This window comes from Streptacidiphilus sp. EB103A, from assembly GCF_041261405.1.
Lineage (GTDB): Bacteria > Actinomycetota > Actinomycetes > Streptomycetales > Streptomycetaceae > Streptacidiphilus.
The window spans coordinates 57,984-74,757 of sequence record NZ_JBGCAQ010000015.1; the positions used below are offsets into that span (position 1 = coordinate 57,984).

The following is a 16,774-nucleotide window of genomic DNA, read 5'->3' on the forward strand; positions in this document are numbered from 1 at the left end:
AGCGCTCGGGTGGTGCACCTTTGTCGGCGCCTCCGGCGGTGCTCAGGAAGGCAGTTCATGACGTCACGTTCGCGTAGCTCAAAGCCCGGTCGGCCGGACAGAGTAATGACGGGCTATTCAGCTCTGCTGAAACGCCTCCCCAAGCCGTACAGCCGGATTCCGCAGCCCTGGCACTTCATCGCCAAGCTGGCCACGGTCGTGGGCTTCACCTACGTCTTCTGGGGTGCCATCACACGGATCGTCAGCGCGATCCTCTCCCTGGTCCTGCTGCTCGGTTTCGCCGCCTTCGCCCTGGCCATGGTGGTCGGGATGTTCAGGTACTCCGTGAGCGACGAAGGGCGACGCGAGGAAGAGCGCTGGTATGAGGAGAACGATCCGCGGGGGAGGTAGCACCAGGGCGTGCTCAGAGTGTCGCGGGCGGGTCGGCATGGAGGGTGTCCCGTCCGGTCCCGTCCCGGCTCAGGCCTCGTCGGCCGGCCCGTTGAAGTCCGCCTGCTCGGGCACCACCTCCATGTCGATGTCCTTCCGTCCGAGCAGCGCCGCCAGTGCCAGGCCGCGCTCCGGCGGCCAGAACTCGGGCCTCCCGCCGGGGACGGGGTCGTCCCCGGCCTCCAGGAACAGCGCCTCGCCTCCGCCGGGGGTGTAGAAGGCCACCATGTGGGTCTCCTGGTCGGTGATGTTCCGGAACCGGTGCCGGGTGCCCCTGGGCACGAAGACAAAGTCACCGGCGCTCGCCACGAAGGTCCGGTCGCCGTTGAGGAATTCCAGCGCACCCGAGACGAGATAGAAGGCCTCGTCGGCGCTCCTGTGCACATGCGCCACCGGGCCGTTGCCCGGGGGCACCCAGCAGTCGATGAAGCCCAGTGCGCCGTTGGTGGACTCGGCGGTGGCCTTGATCTCGTAGACGTCGCCGGACATCCACTTGACCACGCCCTTTCCGGCGGGGACGTGCGAGACGCACGGACGGTAGTGGTCCGGCGTCTCCGCGTCGCTGTTCGGCGGTGCAGAACTCATGTCGTTTCCTTGGAAGTCAGGGGGTGGAAAGTGATGGACACGGCGTGGGAGGTCAGCGCGCGCCGAGGTGCCGTGCCTGCTGGGTGGCGGTTCGGACGCCGTCGGCGAAGGGTTCGCCGTGGCCGGGCAGCAGCAGGTCTGCCTTCAGTTCGTCGAGGCGGTCCAGGGCGGCGAGAGCGGCCCTGCTGTCGTGGGTGAAGCAGCGGCTCACGATCGAGGGCCCGGTGCGGCTGGAGAACGCGTCGGCGGTGACCAGGGCGTCGCCGGTGAAGAGCAGCCCGCGGTCGGCGAAGAGGTACGCGGCGCTGCCGGGCGTGTGGCCGGGCAGCACGACGGCCTGCGGGGAGCCGGGGACGTCTTCCAGCACCCGGTCGGCGTCGAAGACCCGCGCGCCCTGGACGGCGGGGGCGGTGAAGGCTCCCCCGCGGGCCAGCTGGAGCGGGAGGGCGAGGGCGGAGGGCCTGCGCAGCAGGTAGAGGAGCATCGAGCGCTCGGGCTTGGCGTAACGGGACACGCTCCGCGGGCCGTCGCGAAGGATGCCGGCGTCCCGATCGTGGATCCAGATGTCGGCTCCGGCCTCCTGGAGGCTGTGGGCCAGGCCGGTGTGGTCGAGGTGGCCATGGGTCAGCAGGACGGCACGGACGTCGGTCACGGAGCGGCCGAGGCCGGCCAGCAGTCCGCGCAGCTGCTCCAGTTGGGCGGGCAGCCCCGCGTCGATCAGGATGAGACCGTCGCGGTCCTCGATCAGGTAGAAGTTGACAGCGTGATCGCCGAGACGGTGGACGCCGGGTGCCACCAGCGTGGGCGCGGGACGGGACATGAGGACCTCCGGCAGCCGAGCAGAATTCGATACAGTAGACTGTACCAAATTTGGAGAGTGTGCCCATGGCGGACGAGACACCACGCCGGCCCTACAACTCCGGGCGCCGGCGCGAGGCCGCGCTCCGCAACCGCGCCGCGGTGCTGGCGGCCTGCCGTGAGCTGCTCTTCCAGGAGGGCTACCACGCCACGACCGTGCGAGCCGTGGCCGAGCGGGCGGGTGTGTCCCCGGAAACGGTGTACAAGACGTTCGGGGGCAAACCGGGCATGGTCAAGGACCTGTGGGACATCACGCTGGCCGGGGACGACGAACCGGTGCCGATGGCGGACCGCCCCCAGATGCGCGAGATCCTGCGGACCGGGGAGCCGCGCGCCAAGCTCCGGCTCTACGCCGCATACGTGCGCGGAATCCATGAACGGATGGCCGCGCTGTTCACCCTGCTGACCCAGGCCGGTCCGGACGTCGGGGAGGTCCTGGAGACCGGCGAGCGGGAACGGATCACCGGGGTCACCGCGTTCGTCGCCCACCTCGCCGAGACCGGTGCGCTCGATCCGGACGCGGATCCGGCCCGCCTGGCGGACGCCCTGTGGGCCCTGGCCGGCCCGCAGTTGTACACCCAGCTCACGGCAGGACGGGGCTGGTCGGCCGACACCTACGAGGAATGGCTGGCCGCCACCCTCGCCGCCACGCTGCTGCCCCCGTCGCCCCCGTCGCCCCCGCCCCCGCCGTCGCCACGGAAGGGGTAGCGGCAGGTCAGCCGGATTCCCCCATCGTCGCGGAGATCTTCGCGAGGGCGTCCAGGCGCTGCTGCAGGCTCGGGTGGGTCGAGAAGAGATTGCCCAGACTGCGTTCCTTGGTGAACGCGGGGGTGAAGAAGAAAGCATTGAAGCTCTGCGCGGTGCGGAGGTCCTTGGTGGGGATGCCGGCCATCTCGCCGTCGACCTTGACCAGGGCGGAGGCGAGCGCGGACGGCCTGCCGGTGAGCTGGGCGGCGCTGCGGTCGGCGGCCAGCTCGCGGTAGCGGGACAGGGCGCGGATCAGCAGGAAGCTCAAGGCGTACACGGTGGTGGAGATCACCATGACCGCAGCGAAGATCAGCGCCGTGTTCTGGTCCCGTCGGCGTCCGATGCCGGAGTAGAGGGCGAAGCGGACGACCAGTCCGGCGATCACGCCCAGGAAGGAGGCGATGGTGATCACGGCGACGTCGCGGTGTGCGACATGGGAGAGCTCGTGGGCGAGCACCCCGTCGAGCTCGGCGGGTTCCAGGCGGCGCAGCAGACCGCTGGTGACGCACAGCACGGCGTGGTCGGCGTCGCGTCCGGTGGCGAAGGCGTTGGGCAGGTCGCTGTCGGAGACGGCGATGCGCGGCTTCGGCATGTCGGCCAGGGCGCACAGCCGGTCGACGGCGCCGTGCAGCTGCGGCGACTGCTCGGGGGTCACCTCATGGGCGTGCATGGCGAACAGGACGATGCGGTCGGAGTACCAGTACTGGGCGGCGAGCAGCGCGGCGACGATGACGATGATCAGGACGGTGGACTTCAGCAGCACCACGAGTGCGGCGACGAAGGCCACGTACAGCAGTCCCAGCAGGAAGACCACGGTCAGCATGCGTACCGTCAGCTGCCGGTCGGTGTCGAAGCGCGAGCGCACCGGACTCACCTCCGTTCCGCGATCGGTCCGGAGGGCTTGAGCAGAATCCGCACGGTCATGACGCTGTCTCCCCAGGGGGTGCCGGCAGGTGCCTCACCTCCAGCATGACCCCGGTGCCCCCGGCCCGGACAGGGGACAACGGGATTTTCTGCGGGGAGTGCGAGTGATGAGTCGTCAGGTGCATGGCTGTACGAAAGGCCGCATTCACTGGGCCGTCATCGGGCGGCAGCAGGGTTGGGCGGTCCGCTGCGCCTGCCCTGGAGGAACATCATGGACTCACCGCTCGAATCCGCCGAGGAGCCCGGGGGGCTCTCACGTCGCCACGCCCTCGGGCTTCTGGGCACCGCAGGGGCAGGAGCGGTGGCCGTGCCGCTGCTCGGCGCCGGCACCGCGGAGGCGGCGGCTCCGATCGGGGCCCCCGCCTTCAGCCTGACCCCGGACGCGGCCGGCGCGCCGCCGGTCCAGGGCCTGCACCTGACCTTCGGCGCCGACCCGAGCAGCCAGATGGTGGTCTCCTGGATCACCGACGGCGCCGTCGACAAGCCCCAGGTGCACTACGGGACGCTGCGGGACGGCTTCGGCTCCAACGCCGCCGCGCAGACCCGCAGCTATGTCGACGGCAAGTCCGGCCGCACCGTATATGTGCACCACGCCGCCCTGAACCGGCTGAAGCCGAGCACCGACTACGTCTACCTGGTGTCGCACCGCGGCACCACCCCCGACAGCGGCAACTTCCGCACCGCGCCCCGCGGCCGGGCGCCGCTGACCTTCACCAGCTTCGGCGACCAGGCGACGCCCGAGGTGACCTGGACCGCCGCCGGCCCCGTGGGTCTGGACGCCAACTCGACGCCCGCCTCCAAGGACATCGTGGCCGGCGTCGAGCAGGTCGCCCCGCTGTTCCACCTGCTCAACGGCGACCTGTGCTACGCCAACCTGGACGTGGACCGGGTCCGCACCTGGAACAACTTCTTCACCAACAACACCCGCTCGGCCCGCTTCCGCCCCTGGATGCCGGCGGCCGGCAACCACGAGATCGAGCGCGCCAACGGCCCGATCGGCCTGGGCGCCTTCCAGACCTACTTCTCGCTCCCCTCGACCGAGACCGACGCCGAACTGGCCGGCCTCTACTACGCCTTCACCGCGGGCTCGGTCCGGGTGATCGTGCTGCAGAACGACGACAACTGTCTCCAGGACGGCGGCGACGTCTACATCAGCGGCTACTCGGGGGGCCGTCAGCTCTCGTTCCTGGAGAAGGAGCTGAAGGAAGCCAGGGCCTCGCGCGAGATCGACTGGATCGTCGTCGCGATGCACCAGGTGATGATCAGCTCCTCCGACGCCAACGGCGCCGACCTCGGCCTGCGCCAGAAGTACGGCCCGCTGTTCGACCGGTACGGCGTGGACCTGGTCGTCTGCGGCCACGAGCACAACTACGAGCGCTCGCTGGCGGTCAAGGGCGTCGTCTCCGGCAGCGAGACGCTCACGCCCAACCCCGCGTCCACCGCCACCGACGACATCGACTCCGCCCTCGGCACCGTGCACATGATCCTGGGCGGCGGCGGGGTGTCGGGCACGACCAACCAGGCGTTCTTCAAGGACGGCACCGCCAAGGTGATCACGGCCGTCTCGGCGACCGCGGGCTCCAACGGCAAGCGCACCTCGACCTACGTCAAGGAGCAGGCGGTCTGGACCGGGGTCCGCGACCTGGACCACCCCTACGGCTTCGCCGCTTTCACCGTCGACCCGGGCCGGCACCCCGGCGACACCACCCGGCTCCAGGTGACCTACTACAACGTCAACATGCCGAACGGCAACCTCTCGGTCTTCGAGCAGTTCACCATGCACCGCAAGCGTTCCGACGGCTACAGCTGACCTGCGCGCGGCTGACGCACGCAGAAAGGCCGGGGCCCCGTCGACCAGTGGTTCGGTCGGCGGGGCCCCGGTTTGTGCTGCGTCACATGTAGTAGCCGAAGACGTCGGCGATCACGTGGGTCGTGGCGCTGACGTACAGGTCCACCTTGCCGTCGGAGCCGACGGGCACGATCACCTGGTTGGGGATCGGGTTGCTGTTGCTCCAGTTGAGGTTGGACGATCCGGGCCGGGTGGCGCCGTCGGCCCAGGCGGTGAGGTAGCCACCGGTCGTCGCGCCGACCACGGTGACGTTCAGGACCACGGCCTTGATCCCGCTGGGGATGCCGGCCCGGCCGGTGATCTGCAGCGGGACGTAGGTCCCGCCGGTCACCGGGGTAGTGGTGCTGACGCCGTTCGCGGAGCGGGTGTCCAGCAGCCGGGTCGGAGCCGCGCTGGTGAACGAGCTGCCGGTGCCGTCGGCGGTGTAGTAGCCGAAGATGTCGGCGAGCACATGAGTGGTGCCCACGACCTTGATGCTGACGTTGCCGTCCGCGCCGACCGGCACGATGGCCAGGCCCGCGATGACGGTGTTCGACCAGTTGACGTTGGACACCGTCGGGGCGGTGGTTCCCTCGGCATAGGCGGCCAGGTAGCCGGAGGTACCGACGCCGACCGCGGTCAGGTTGAGCACGACGGCCTTGGCAGTGCTGGGGATGCCGTTCGCGCCGTCGACCGCCAGGCTGATCGTGCTGTTGGTGATCGGCGTCTTGGTGGCGATTCCGGTCGCGGAGCGGGTGTCGAGGATCCGGGTCGGGCCTGTGGTGGTGAGAGTCAGGCCACTGGTGTCATTGGTGTAGTAGCCCTGGACGTCGGCGATCACCTGGGTGGAGCTGCTGACGTAGAAGTCCACGCCGCCGTCGCCGGAGACCGGGACGGTCACCAGGTTGGCGATGGTCTGGCCCTGGGACCAGTTGAGGTTGGACGTCTTGGGACGCGTGGTGCCGTCGCCCCAGGCGGTCAGGTAGCCGCCGGCAGTGGTGCCGGTGACCGTCACATTGAGGACGACCGAGGTCACCCCGGAGGACGGGATGCCCGCGCTCGTGTTGCCCTCGATCTGGACACCGGTCATGCCGAAGGCCGGCACGATGGCGCTCTTGCGGGTGTCCAGCAGCCGGGTCGGCGTGACCGCGTGGTACGTGCCGGCGCCGGTCGCCGGGCCGACGAGCGAGGCGCAGAGGCTGGTGCTCAGCGCGGCGGCCTTCGGCTCACCGAGACCGGTCGGCAGGTCGTAGCCGGTGCCGGCGTTGTAGCCGACGTTGTTGTTGGCCTTGTTGTTGCCGGTGGTGATGTCGGTGTAGTCGCTGGCGTAGCTGCTCTTGGCCGCCGCGTACAGCGCGGGGTTGATGAAGCCGAGCGGGCCGTTGGCCTTGCAGGTCGCCTGGGTGCTCGCGATGGCGAGCATCGAGGCCCAGGTCGGGGTCGCGCCACTGGTGCCGTAGACCAGGCCCCAGCCACCGCCGATGTAGACCGGGTAGGCCGAGGTGTCGCTGGAGTCGGCTGCGACGTCCGGGCTCTGCCGGCAGGTGTAGCCGCTCTTCGGCGTGCAGGCGGTGCTGCTGAAGCCGGAGCCGGTGAAGCCGGACTGGTAGTTGAACGACGAGCCCAGCGACCAGTAGTTGGAGGTGCCGCCGCCGGAGCCGGTCCACGCGGTGCGGGTGGTGGCCGGGTCGCCGGACAGGGCGGTTCCGCCGACGCCGGTCACGAACGGCTGGCTGGCCGGGTCCGAGATCGAGGCCGAGTTGATGTGGGTGCTGCCGGTGTTCCGGAAGCACCCGGTCGCGCCGTCGTCCCCGGAGGAGGCGAGGATGGTCTGACCCTGGGCCGCGGCCTCCTCGGAGTAGTAGTTCTCGGCGTTCATGGTCGCGGACGCGGTGTCCAGCTCGCAGCCGCCGTAGCTGATCGACAGCACCGTGGCGCGGTCGTCCACGATCATCGCCCGGTAGTTGTCCAGCCAGGTGGCGTCGGTGGTGACGTCCAGGTCGGTGCCCATGTAGTCGATGATCGAGGCGCCGGGGGCCAGCGACGCGACGTCCTCCAGGTCCAGCAGCGACTCGATGCCGTTGTTGGTCGTGGTCCCGTTGATGACGGCGGGGTAGACCGCCTCCTTCGGACCGCCGTCGGTCTTGAAGCGGCTGACCGAGACACTGGTTCCGTAGCAGGCCTGGTAGGCGGCGAGGTCGGAGTCGGAGAAGTTCTCCATCTCGAAGACGCCGATGGTCACCCCGGCACCGCTGGTGGCGGTGTGCTCCATCCCGTACGTGGACGCCAGGTTGCCGGCGCTGTAGTAGCCGCTGCCGTCACTGCCCTGGGAGCTCAGCGCGCTGGTGGCACTGCTGCAGATCTGGGGTCCGGTGGAGGCCGCCGTGGAGCGGGTGGTGGCCGCCGTGCTGCGCGTGCCGGTGGCGGCGGTCTTGCTCGACGTGCTCTTCACGGAGTGCATCGAGTGCCGCTCGGTCAGCGACTCCAGGCCCGCGACGCCGGAGACGTAGCCGGCGACGTTCCCGGCGAACTCCGGGGCGGCGCTGTTGGCGTAGCCGGTGGTGCCGTCCTTCAGCTTGTAACTGGCGAAGCTGGTGCCGAAGGCGTGCGCGGCGGCGGCGAGGGTGGTGGTGACCGGGATGGCCAGGCCGTCGGAGCTGACCTTGCCCGGGTTCAGGCCCTCGGCCTTGAGCGAGGCGGTGACCTTGGCGATGGTGTCCGAGGTCGGTCCGAAGGTGGCGGCGAACTGCCCCTTGGCCAGGTAGTGGTGGTACTGGGCGTTGCCCTTGGTGGACACCGCGGCGATGAACGACTTCAGCGCCGCCGGGTCGCGCGGTTCCAGGCCGACGCTGAGCGTGACCTCGGTGCTGCCGGCGGGGGTGCCGGTCTTGACCGCCCCGTCCGGGATGTGCGCGGCGGTGCCGACCCGCGTGGGCGTGGTCGACGTGCTCGCGCCGCTCGCCCCACTGGTCCCGACGGCGCCGAGCGAGGCCGCGTCGGCGGCGGCGGTGGTGGCGAAAAGAGCGGCGGCGGTGGTCGCGGCCACGAGCGCGGCCTTGCCTATACGCCCGCTCCGGACGGCATTGACCCGTATGGCCATGCAGATTCTCCTCGAAACAGACACGACGTCATGCATCAAGAGCTGTCGCGCGCAGACGCCAACGATCGCCGGCCGACGGCCGGATCATGGCGTATACGGGCGTTTGCTGTTCTTTGGTGGATTTGGCACCACCAGAACGCCCCCCGTGCAGAACGAAACTAGGTGCACTTTCTATCAGGAGCGATCCAATTTTGTCGCTGGGTTCGGAGGGTCGTGTGACTTCGTTATGACACCGAAGTGAAGGCTGTGGCGTGCGTCATACGGGCCGGGTATGAGGGCTGGGCGACGAGGCTTACCGGACAGTAAGATGTCATGTACGGAACCAGTGTCGGTCAGCTCCGCGCCTCCTGCTGTTCTCCCCGGATCGGGAGTCTGCACAACGGGTCGCAGTGGCCCGCTGTCTGACAGACCTTCAGAAGGAGACGACGGCTCATGAACGCAGCACGCCGCATGAACTTCTCCGCCGTAGCGGTCACCGTCACCTGCGCGGCCGCGCTCGGCCTCGGCATCGCCGACCCGGCCGCCGCCGCCCCGGCCCGCACCGCCGCGGTCTCGGCCAGGAGCGCCGCCGCGACCACGGTCACCTACGCCACCTGGCTCGCCGACGCCACCGCGGCGACCGCCCCGGCCCAGGCCTACCTGCAGCAGCGCGTCGCCGCGGCCTCCTCGACCGACAGGCTGGCGATCGTCCTGGACATCGACAACACCGCGCTGGCCTCGTACTTCTCCTCCGGATACCCCGTCCCGGCCACCCCGCCGGTGCTCGCGCTGGCCCAGTACGCCACCGCGCACGGCGTGAAGGTCTTCTTCGTCACCGGCCGACCCGAGCTGATCGACGAGATCACCGAGTACAACCTGACGCAGGTCGGCTACACCGTCGACGGCCTGTACAGCCGCAATGTGCTGGAGCTGCTGGAGTCGCTGCAGACCTTCAAGACCGCGGCCCGCAAGCAGATCGAGGGCGACGGCTACGACATCGTCGCCAACGTCGGCAACAGTGCCAGCGACCTCGCCGGCGGCTACGCCGACGCCACCTTCAAGCTGCCCGACTACAACGGCCTGCTGGACTGAGCCGGACCCCGGCGGCCAGGATGCGGCCCGGATCAGGAGTGCACCAGGGCCTGATCCGGGCTTGTGCCGATCTCCTCGGGGAGCCGGCCGCGGCCCCGTTTGGCGAAGCGGAGGTAGAGGGAGGGGACGACGAAGAGGGTGAGCAGGGTGGAGGTGATCAGGCCGCCGAGGATCACCACGGCCAGCGGGTACTCGATCTCGTGGCCGGGCTGGTTGCCGAGCACCACCAGCGGGACCAGGGCCAGTCCGGTGGCCAGGGAGGTCATCAGGATCGGGGCGAGCCGTTCGCCCGCGCCGCGGACCACCAGGGCCGGGCCGAAGGCCATGCCCTCCTGTTCCTCCAGGTGCTGGCAGTGGTTGACCAGCAGGATGCCGTTGCGCGCGGCGATGCCGAAGACCGTGAAGAAGCCGACCAGCGCGCCGATGGTGACCACTCCGCCGCCGATCCAGATCGCGATCAGCCCGCCGACCAGCGCCATCGGCAGGGTGAGGAACACGAAGACCGCCAACCGCCAGGAGCCGAAGGCGAGTTGCAGCAGGATCAGGATCGCGATCGCGGCGATCGCGGCCGTGGTGAGCAGGCTGTTCTGGGCGCTCTGCCGCTCCTTGTACTCGCCGAGCAGCGTGTAGTGCGAGCCCTGCGGGACGCTGAGGCCCACCAGGTTGTGCCGGATGTCCTGGACCACGTCCGACAGGTCGCGGCCCTGGACGTTGGTGCCGACGTCGATGTAGCGGGAGTTGTCCTCGCGGGTGATCAGGTACGGGTCGGGCCCTATGGTCACGCGCGCCAGGTCGCCCAGGCGCACGCTGCCGCCGGACGGGGTGTCCAGCCGCATGTCGCTGATGGCGGTGGGGTTGTTCCGGGCCGAGGGCACGCTCCACACGTACACCCCGTACACCTGGTTGCCCTTGAAGACGTTGCCCATCTCCTGGCCGGCCACCATGGCGGCCGCCTGGCGGCGGATGTCGCCGGGCTTCAGGCCGTACCTGGCGGCCTTGGCCAGGTCCACCTCGACCTGGATCTGCGGGGTGTCGACGGACAGGTCGACATGCGGGTCCACCACGCCGGGGACGGACCGGATCCGGCTCAGCACGGAGTAGGCGGTGCTGCGCATCGAGGCCAGGTCCTGGCCGTAGACGCGGATGGTGACGGCCTCCTTGGAGCCGGACAGCACCTCCTCGATGCGCTCGTTGAGGTAGGTCTCGACGTCGCGGTAGAGGCCGGGGTAGCTGTCGACGACGGCGCGCACCGCGGCGACGGTGCGGTTGTAGTTCACCTTCGGCGAGATGCTGATCCACACCTCGGCCGCGTTCATGCCGACGACCTCCTCGCCCTGCTTGGCCCGGCCGATGTGGGCGCCGAAGTCGGTGACGCCGGGGATTGCGCTCAGTTCGGAGTCGAGCTTGGTGGTGGTGCGGACCATCTCGGCGTCGGAGGTGCCGGGGATGGCGTCCCAGTGGATCAGCAGGTCGCGCTGCTGGAAGGTGGGGAACAGCGACTGCCCGAGCTGCGGGGCGACCAGCGCCCCGGCGAGGACGACCAGGCCGAACACCGCGTAGGCGGCCCGCGGCCGGGCCACGATCCGGCCCAGCGCCGCCCCGTACCAGCGGCGCAGCACCCGGACCAGCGGGGACTGGAAGCGCTTCAGCTCGGCCTTGCGCAGCAGGATCAGGGTCAGCGCGGGGGTGACCGTGAGCGCCACGGCCATCGAGGCGGCGATGGCGAGGGTGTAGGAGACGGCCAGCGGCCGGAAGAACGAGGCGGTCAGCCCGTGCAGCAGGAAGACCGGCACGGACGCGCAGACGATGATCAGGGTCGCGTAGACGATGGGGCTGCGGACCTCCAGCGAGGCGCCCAGGATGATCCGTGCGGTGGACGCCCCCTCGTCCTGCTTTCTGGCTTCGCGTAGCCGGCGCAGGATGTTCTCGACGTCGATGATCGCGTCGTCGACCACGGCGCCCAGGGCGATGATCAGTCCGGCCAGCACCATGGTGTTGACGGTCGCGCCGAAGGCCCGTAGCACCAGCAGGGTGGCGGCCAGCGACAGCGGGATGGTGATCAGGCTGATCAGGGCGACGCGCCACTCGAAGAGGAACAGCACGATGATGACCACGACCAGCAGGAAGCCGAGCAGTAGGGCGTCGGTCAGGTTGTGCACCGAGTCGCTGATGAAGTCCGCGGGCCGGAAGATGTGGGTGTCGAACTGGACGCCGGGAAGGCCGGGCTGGAGCTGGGCGATGACCTGGTCGACGTTCCTGGTCACCTGCAGGGTGTTGCCCCAGGGGAGCTTCTCCACGACCAGCAGCAGGCCCGGCTTCCCGTTGATGACGGCGTCGCCGATGATCGGCGTGTAGTCCTGGACCACCTGGCCGACGCTGCCCAGCGGGATGTTCTTCCCCTGCGCCGCCGGGTCCTCCAGCGGGACCTCGGCCAGGGCCGCCGGGGTCTGGATGGAGAGCTGGTGGCCGACCAGGTAGCGGGAGAGCGGGTTCTCCACGGCGCCGCCGGCGCCGACCACCGAGCCGGTGGAGAACTGCAGCGCGCCGGAGTCCAGGGCGTCGGAGGTGGTGCGTTCGACGTCGTCGAGGGTGGTGTGACTGGCTGCCAGTTTCGACGGGTCGACCTGCACCTGGAAGGTGGGCTGGCGCTCGTTCCAGATCGACACGTCGGCGACGCCGTCCACCCGGAGCAGCCGTGCCTTGACGTTCCAGTAGGCGAGCTGGGACAGCTGCGTGGTGCTCAGTGTGCTGGAGGTCATGCCGATCTGCAGCACCCGGCCGGTCGCGGACACCGGCGGCAGCATCACCGGCGGGCTGGCCCACTTGGGCAGCGTGGGCCGGACGGTGGACAGCCGCTCCTGGACCAGCTGGCGGGCGTGCAGCAGGTCGGTGCCCGGCTTGAAGATCAGCACGATGGAGGAGAGCTGCGGCACCGAGGTGGAGCGCAGGGTGTCCAGACCGGCCATGCCGTTCATGGCCAGTTCGAGCGGGACGGTGACCAGGTTCTCGACGTCGGAGGTGGACAGGCCCAGGCTCTCGGTCTGGATCTGCACCTGCGGCGGCGCGAACTCCGGGAAGACGTCCAGCGGGGTGTGCGGGACGGTGGCGATGCCCACGGTCATCAGCGCGACGGCGGCGGCGACCACCAGGAAGCGGAAGCGCAGGCTCCAGGAGACGATGGCCTGCATGGCTGTGCGGCGTGGGCGGCGGGTCGGTTCCATGGTCATTCCTCCCCCACGCCGTACTCGGTGCCCAGGAGTTCGGGCGCGGCCACGTCCACCACCGGTGTGCCGGCCGACGGGCCCGAGCGCAGCAGCACCTGGCCGTCGAGGGTGCGGTCGACCACCACGGCCACCCGCAGATAGGTGCGCGGCGCCGGGACGGTGTAGGTCCAGGGTCGGCCCTCGGGGTCGTAGACGAGGGCGGTCTCCGGGATCTGCAGCATCCCCCCCGAGCCGGCGACGCCGAGCACCGGAGTGGTGGCGATGGCGAGGCGGCCGACCGCCTCGGGGGTGAGCACCACCCGGTGCAGCGGGCTGCCGGGGATCGGCACCAGGGTGGCGGGCCGGACGTCCTGCGCCTTGGCCGTCTCCGGACCGCAGCCGGCCAGCGGGGCGCCGCCCAGGACGACGAGAACCGCTGCGGCGATGGTGCGCTGACGTCGCATCAGTGCACCTCGTCGGCTGAGGTGGAGGCTGAGGTGGAGGCGGGGTCGGCGGAAGCCGGGTCGGCCGAGGTGGGGTCGGCTGAGGTGGGGCCGGCGGAGGCGAGACCAAAAGGGGACGCCTGCCCCGGGGCCAGGACGTCAGGAGCGGGATCGCCGCCGGGCAGCCACAGCTGCAGGGCCGGCAGCAGCACCAGCGTCACCAGGGTGGTGCTGACCAGCCCGCCGAGGACGACCAGCGCGAACGGCCGGGCCAGCTCCATGCCGGCGACGTCGCCGCGCACCACGAAGGGGGCCACCAGCAGCGCCAGTGCCACCGCGGTGGTCAGCACGGCCGGAGCCGTCCGTCCGGCCGCCCGGCGCACGTCCGCCTCGTCACGGGACTGCTCACTGCGGAGCTGCTCACTGCGGAACTGGCGGAACAGCGTCAGCCCGCCGTGGACGGCGACGCCGAGCAGCGCCAGGAAGCCGACCAGCGCGCCGGTGGTGATCCGGGAGCCGTTGACCAGCGCCGTCAGCGCCCCGCCCGAGAGCGCCAGCGGGAGCACCAGCAGCAGCACCGCCGCCCGGCTCCAGCTCCGCAGCGCCGCCTGGAACAGCAGCAGCGCCCCGGCCGCGCAGGCCAGCGCGCACAGCACCAGGGTGAGCTGCCCGTTCTGGGTCTGCTCAAGACCGCTGCTCACCTCGGCGTGGTAGCCGAGCGGCAGCTCCACCGCCTGCACCGCCGAGCGGACCCGGCTCAGCGTGGTGTCCAGGTCCTGGCCGTGGACGGTGGCGGTGACGTCGAGGTAGCGGGAGGCCTGGTCGTGGTCGATCTCGGTGGGCGCGGGCTGGATCGAGACGGTGGCGATGTCCTTCAGCGCGACCTGGCCCCCGCTCGGGGTGTCCAGCATCAGGTTCTGCAGGTCGGCGAGGTTGTCCCGGACGGCGGGGGTGCTCCACACGGCCACGTCGAAGATCTGCTGCTGCTGGTAGTAGCTGCCGACCGGGATGCCGGCGACCAGGACGGCCGTGGCGCGGCGTACGTCACCAGGCTTGAGGCCGTACCTGGCGGCCTTGGTGACGTCGGTGGCGATCTCGATCGAGGGCTCGGTGGTGGCCTGCCGGACGGTCGGGTCGGTGATGCCGGGCTGGGCGGCGACGGCCTGCCGCAGCCGCTCGGCCTGCGCGGCCAGGACCGCGGTGTCGGTGCCGTAGAGCCGGACCCGCACCGCGTTGTCGCCGTCCGTCGCCCGGGTGGTGGCGTCCTGGAGCGCGAGCTCGGGATAGGTCAGCAGGGTGTGCCGCACGCCCGAGCGGTCCAGCGCCTTGCGGACGGCGGCCGTGGTGCGGCCGTAGTCGGCGCCGGCGGTGAGGGTGACCCAGCTCTGGGCCGAGTCGACATTGACGATCTGATCGCCCATCAGAGCCTGGCCGATGTCCGTGGCGACGTCCTTGACGCCCGGGAGCGCCCGCAGGCTGTCGCCCGCCGCGGTGGTGGTCTTCTCCATCGCGGGCAGCGAGGTGCCGGGGGTGGCCTGCCACTGCACCAGCAGGTCGCGGTCCTGGGCCTGCGGCAGCACCCCCTGCGAGGTGTGGGTCAGCTGCGGGACGATCGCCACCGCGGCCAGCGCCAGCACGGCGGCCAGGGAGCAGGCGACGACCGGGCGCAGCCGGCCGTCCAGCAGCCGGTGGTAGCGCTGCTCGATCCAGTGCGGTTGCGGCCCCGGCGGGGAGGACGGATCGGTGTGCTGCTCCGGGGCGGGCGCCGGCTGCCGCCGGAGTGCGGGGCGGAGCAGCAGGTAGGCCAGCGCGGGGGTGACGGTGAGGGCGACGGCGGTCGCCGCGAGCAGCGCGAGCACATAGGCGATCACCATCGGGCGCGCCAGCGAGCCGCCGAGGCCCGGGATCAGCAGCAGCGGCACCGCGGTGAGCAGCAGCACCGCGAGAGCGAAGCCGAGCGGCCGCCGGGCGTCGACGAGGGCCTCGGTCAGCAGCTCGGAGAGCGGTGGACCCGGATCGGGCGCCGTCGGTGGCGCGGCCCGGTCCGGTGCGGTGGCCGGGAGGGCGCCGTCGTCGTGGGCCGACGGGCCGTCACCGTTGTGCGGGACGGCGGTCGCCCCGGCGGGGGGCTGCGGATCGTGCGCGGTGGTGCGGTCACCGCCTGCGCCACCGTGTGCATCACCGTTGGCCGGCGCGAGGGCGTTCGCCCGCAGGGACGCCGTGAACGGGCGTACCACGGCGCCCCGCAGCGCCAGCACCCCCGAGACGGCGTCGTCGACGACGATGCCCAGCGCCGCCAGCATCCCCAGCAGCGTCATCTCATTGAAGGTCGACCCGCGCAGGTACAGCACGTACGCCGCCGCCACCAGCGGCAGCACCACGGCCACCAGCCCCACCAGCGAGACCCGCCAGGAGCGCCAGCACACGCCCAGCCACACCGTCAGCAGCAGCAGTCCGGCCAGCGCCGACCAGCCCAGGTCGTGCAGCGCGGACTGCACGAAGCTCGCCGGACGGAAGACCGAGGTGTCGACGGTGACCCCGGTCAGTCCGGGCCTGAGCTCCGCCATCGCCTGCTCGACGCCCTTGGTGACGGCCAGGGTGTTGGCCCCGGGGAGCTTCTCCACGACCAGCAGGAACCCGGAGCCGCCGGCCAGGACGGCGTCGCCGCGCATCGCCGGGTGGTCCTCGACGACCTGGGTGACGTCGCCCAGCTTGACCGTCCGGCCGGTGGTGTCCTCCAGCGGCACCTGGGCCAGGTCCTGCGGTCGGGTGATGGGCAGGATGTGCTGGACCGACAGGCGCTGGTTGGGGGTGTCGATGAAGCCGTCCGCGCCCGGCGAGGACGCCTCGACGAAGGTCAGCGGCGAGGTCCACATGGCGTCACCGGTGGTGTTGATCACCTGCGACAGGGTGACCCCGGCGGTGTGCAGCTTCGCCGGGTCGACCAGGACCTGGAGCTGCTGGTCGCGCTGGCCCCAGATGGTCACATTGGCGACACCCGGAACGGCGAGCAGCCGGGGCCGGATCCGCCAGCGGGCCAGCGTCGACAGGTCGATCAGCGAGGTGGACTTCGACGACAGTCCGATCATCATCGTGTTGCTCTGCGCCGACTGCGGCTGGATCATCACCGGCGGCGTGCCCACGTTCACCACGGCAGGACCCTGGGCGACCCGCTCGGTCACCAGCTGCCTGGCCTTGTAGATGTCCGTGCCGGGCTTGAAGGTCAGCTCGATCGACGACAGCCCCGGCACCGACTGCGAGCGCAGCCGGTCCAGATAGGCGAGGCCGTTGAACTCGTCCTCCAGCGGGACGGTGATCAGCTGCTCGACCTCTTCGACGGACAGACCCAGTGCCTCGGTCTGCACCTGCACCTGCGGCGGCAGGAACTCGGGCAGCGTGTCCACGGACGCGTGCCGCAGCGAGCCCACCCCGACCACCATGACCACGATCGCCGCCGCCACCACGGCAGCGGCAAGTCGCAGACTCGAACTCACGATCCAACGCATGACGTTCCCCCCGAACCGTTGTCCATGACAAGGCGCCCCCACCCGTCATCTTCCGAGGGTCCCCCGATGGGGCGCCTCCT

Annotated in this window: 11 protein-coding genes; 4 read left to right on the plus strand and 7 right to left on the minus strand. The window is 70.6% G+C overall.

Annotated elements, in window-relative coordinates:
* The first annotated feature begins 105 nt into the window (after positions 1–105).
* Positions 106–390, plus strand: coding sequence for a hypothetical protein (locus ABH941_RS24380; RefSeq protein ID WP_370131598.1), 285 nt, complete (start codon positions 106–108; stop codon positions 388–390).
* A gap of 69 nt (positions 391–459) precedes the next feature.
* On the opposite strand, the gene ABH941_RS24385 is transcribed toward ABH941_RS24380, so the two are convergent.
* Together ABH941_RS24385 and ABH941_RS24390 are read right to left on the minus strand one after the other, a co-directional pair.
* On the minus strand, positions 460–1,014 hold the full coding sequence (locus ABH941_RS24385; RefSeq protein WP_370131599.1) for a cupin domain-containing protein: 555 nt from the start codon (positions 1,012–1,014) through the stop codon (positions 460–462).
* 52 nt (positions 1,015–1,066) lie between these two features.
* Positions 1,067–1,834 carry an MBL fold metallo-hydrolase gene (locus ABH941_RS24390; protein ID WP_370131600.1) on the minus strand — a complete coding sequence of 256 codons (768 nt, stop codon included), beginning with the start codon at positions 1,832–1,834 and terminating at the stop codon, positions 1,067–1,069.
* Positions 1,835–1,899: 65 nt separating this feature from the next.
* Here ABH941_RS24390 and ABH941_RS24395 point away from each other — a divergent pair, with 65 nt between their 5' ends.
* Positions 1,900–2,580, plus strand: coding sequence for a TetR/AcrR family transcriptional regulator (locus tag ABH941_RS24395; protein ID WP_370131601.1), 681 nt, complete (start codon positions 1,900–1,902; stop codon positions 2,578–2,580).
* A gap of 7 nt (positions 2,581–2,587) precedes the next feature.
* Here ABH941_RS24395 and htpX read toward each other — a convergent pair whose 3' ends face one another.
* On the minus strand, positions 2,588–3,484 hold the full coding sequence (gene htpX, locus ABH941_RS24400) for a zinc metalloprotease HtpX (protein ID WP_370131602.1): 897 nt from the start codon (positions 3,482–3,484) through the stop codon (positions 2,588–2,590).
* 270 nt (positions 3,485–3,754) lie between these two features.
* Here htpX and ABH941_RS24405 point away from each other — a divergent pair, with 270 nt between their 5' ends.
* Positions 3,755–5,353 (plus strand): purple acid phosphatase family protein, encoded by a 1,599-nt coding sequence (locus ABH941_RS24405; protein WP_370131603.1) that lies wholly within the window; start codon positions 3,755–3,757, stop codon positions 5,351–5,353.
* An 82-nt stretch (positions 5,354–5,435) separates the two neighbouring features.
* Here the strand turns inward: ABH941_RS24405 and ABH941_RS24410 are convergent, their stop codons facing one another.
* Positions 5,436–8,471 carry a protease pro-enzyme activation domain-containing protein gene (locus tag ABH941_RS24410; protein ID WP_370131604.1) on the minus strand — a complete coding sequence of 1,012 codons (3,036 nt, stop codon included), beginning with the start codon at positions 8,469–8,471 and terminating at the stop codon, positions 5,436–5,438.
* 432 nt (positions 8,472–8,903) lie between these two features.
* On the opposite strand from ABH941_RS24410, the gene ABH941_RS24415 reads away from it, so the two are divergent.
* Positions 8,904–9,542 carry an HAD family acid phosphatase gene (locus tag ABH941_RS24415; RefSeq protein ID WP_370131605.1) on the plus strand — a complete coding sequence of 213 codons (639 nt, stop codon included), beginning with the start codon at positions 8,904–8,906 and terminating at the stop codon, positions 9,540–9,542.
* A 32-nt stretch (positions 9,543–9,574) separates the two neighbouring features.
* Here ABH941_RS24415 and ABH941_RS24420 read toward each other — a convergent pair whose 3' ends face one another.
* Genes ABH941_RS24420 through ABH941_RS24430 form a run of 3 tightly spaced genes read right to left on the minus strand, consistent with a single transcriptional unit; the run spans position 9,575 to position 16,694 of the window.
* Positions 9,575–12,763 carry an efflux RND transporter permease subunit gene (locus ABH941_RS24420; RefSeq protein WP_370131607.1) on the minus strand — a complete coding sequence of 1,063 codons (3,189 nt, stop codon included), beginning with the start codon at positions 12,761–12,763 and terminating at the stop codon, positions 9,575–9,577.
* A gap of 2 nt (positions 12,764–12,765) precedes the next feature.
* Positions 12,766–13,209 carry a hypothetical protein gene (locus tag ABH941_RS24425; protein WP_370131608.1) on the minus strand — a complete coding sequence of 148 codons (444 nt, stop codon included), beginning with the start codon at positions 13,207–13,209 and terminating at the stop codon, positions 12,766–12,768.
* Entirely contained in the window at positions 13,209–16,694 is a 3,486-nt protein-coding gene (locus ABH941_RS24430; RefSeq protein ID WP_370131609.1) for an efflux RND transporter permease subunit, read from the minus strand. The genes ABH941_RS24425 and ABH941_RS24430 overlap by 1 nt, the downstream gene beginning before the upstream one ends.
* Positions 16,695–16,774 lie beyond the last annotated feature (80 nt).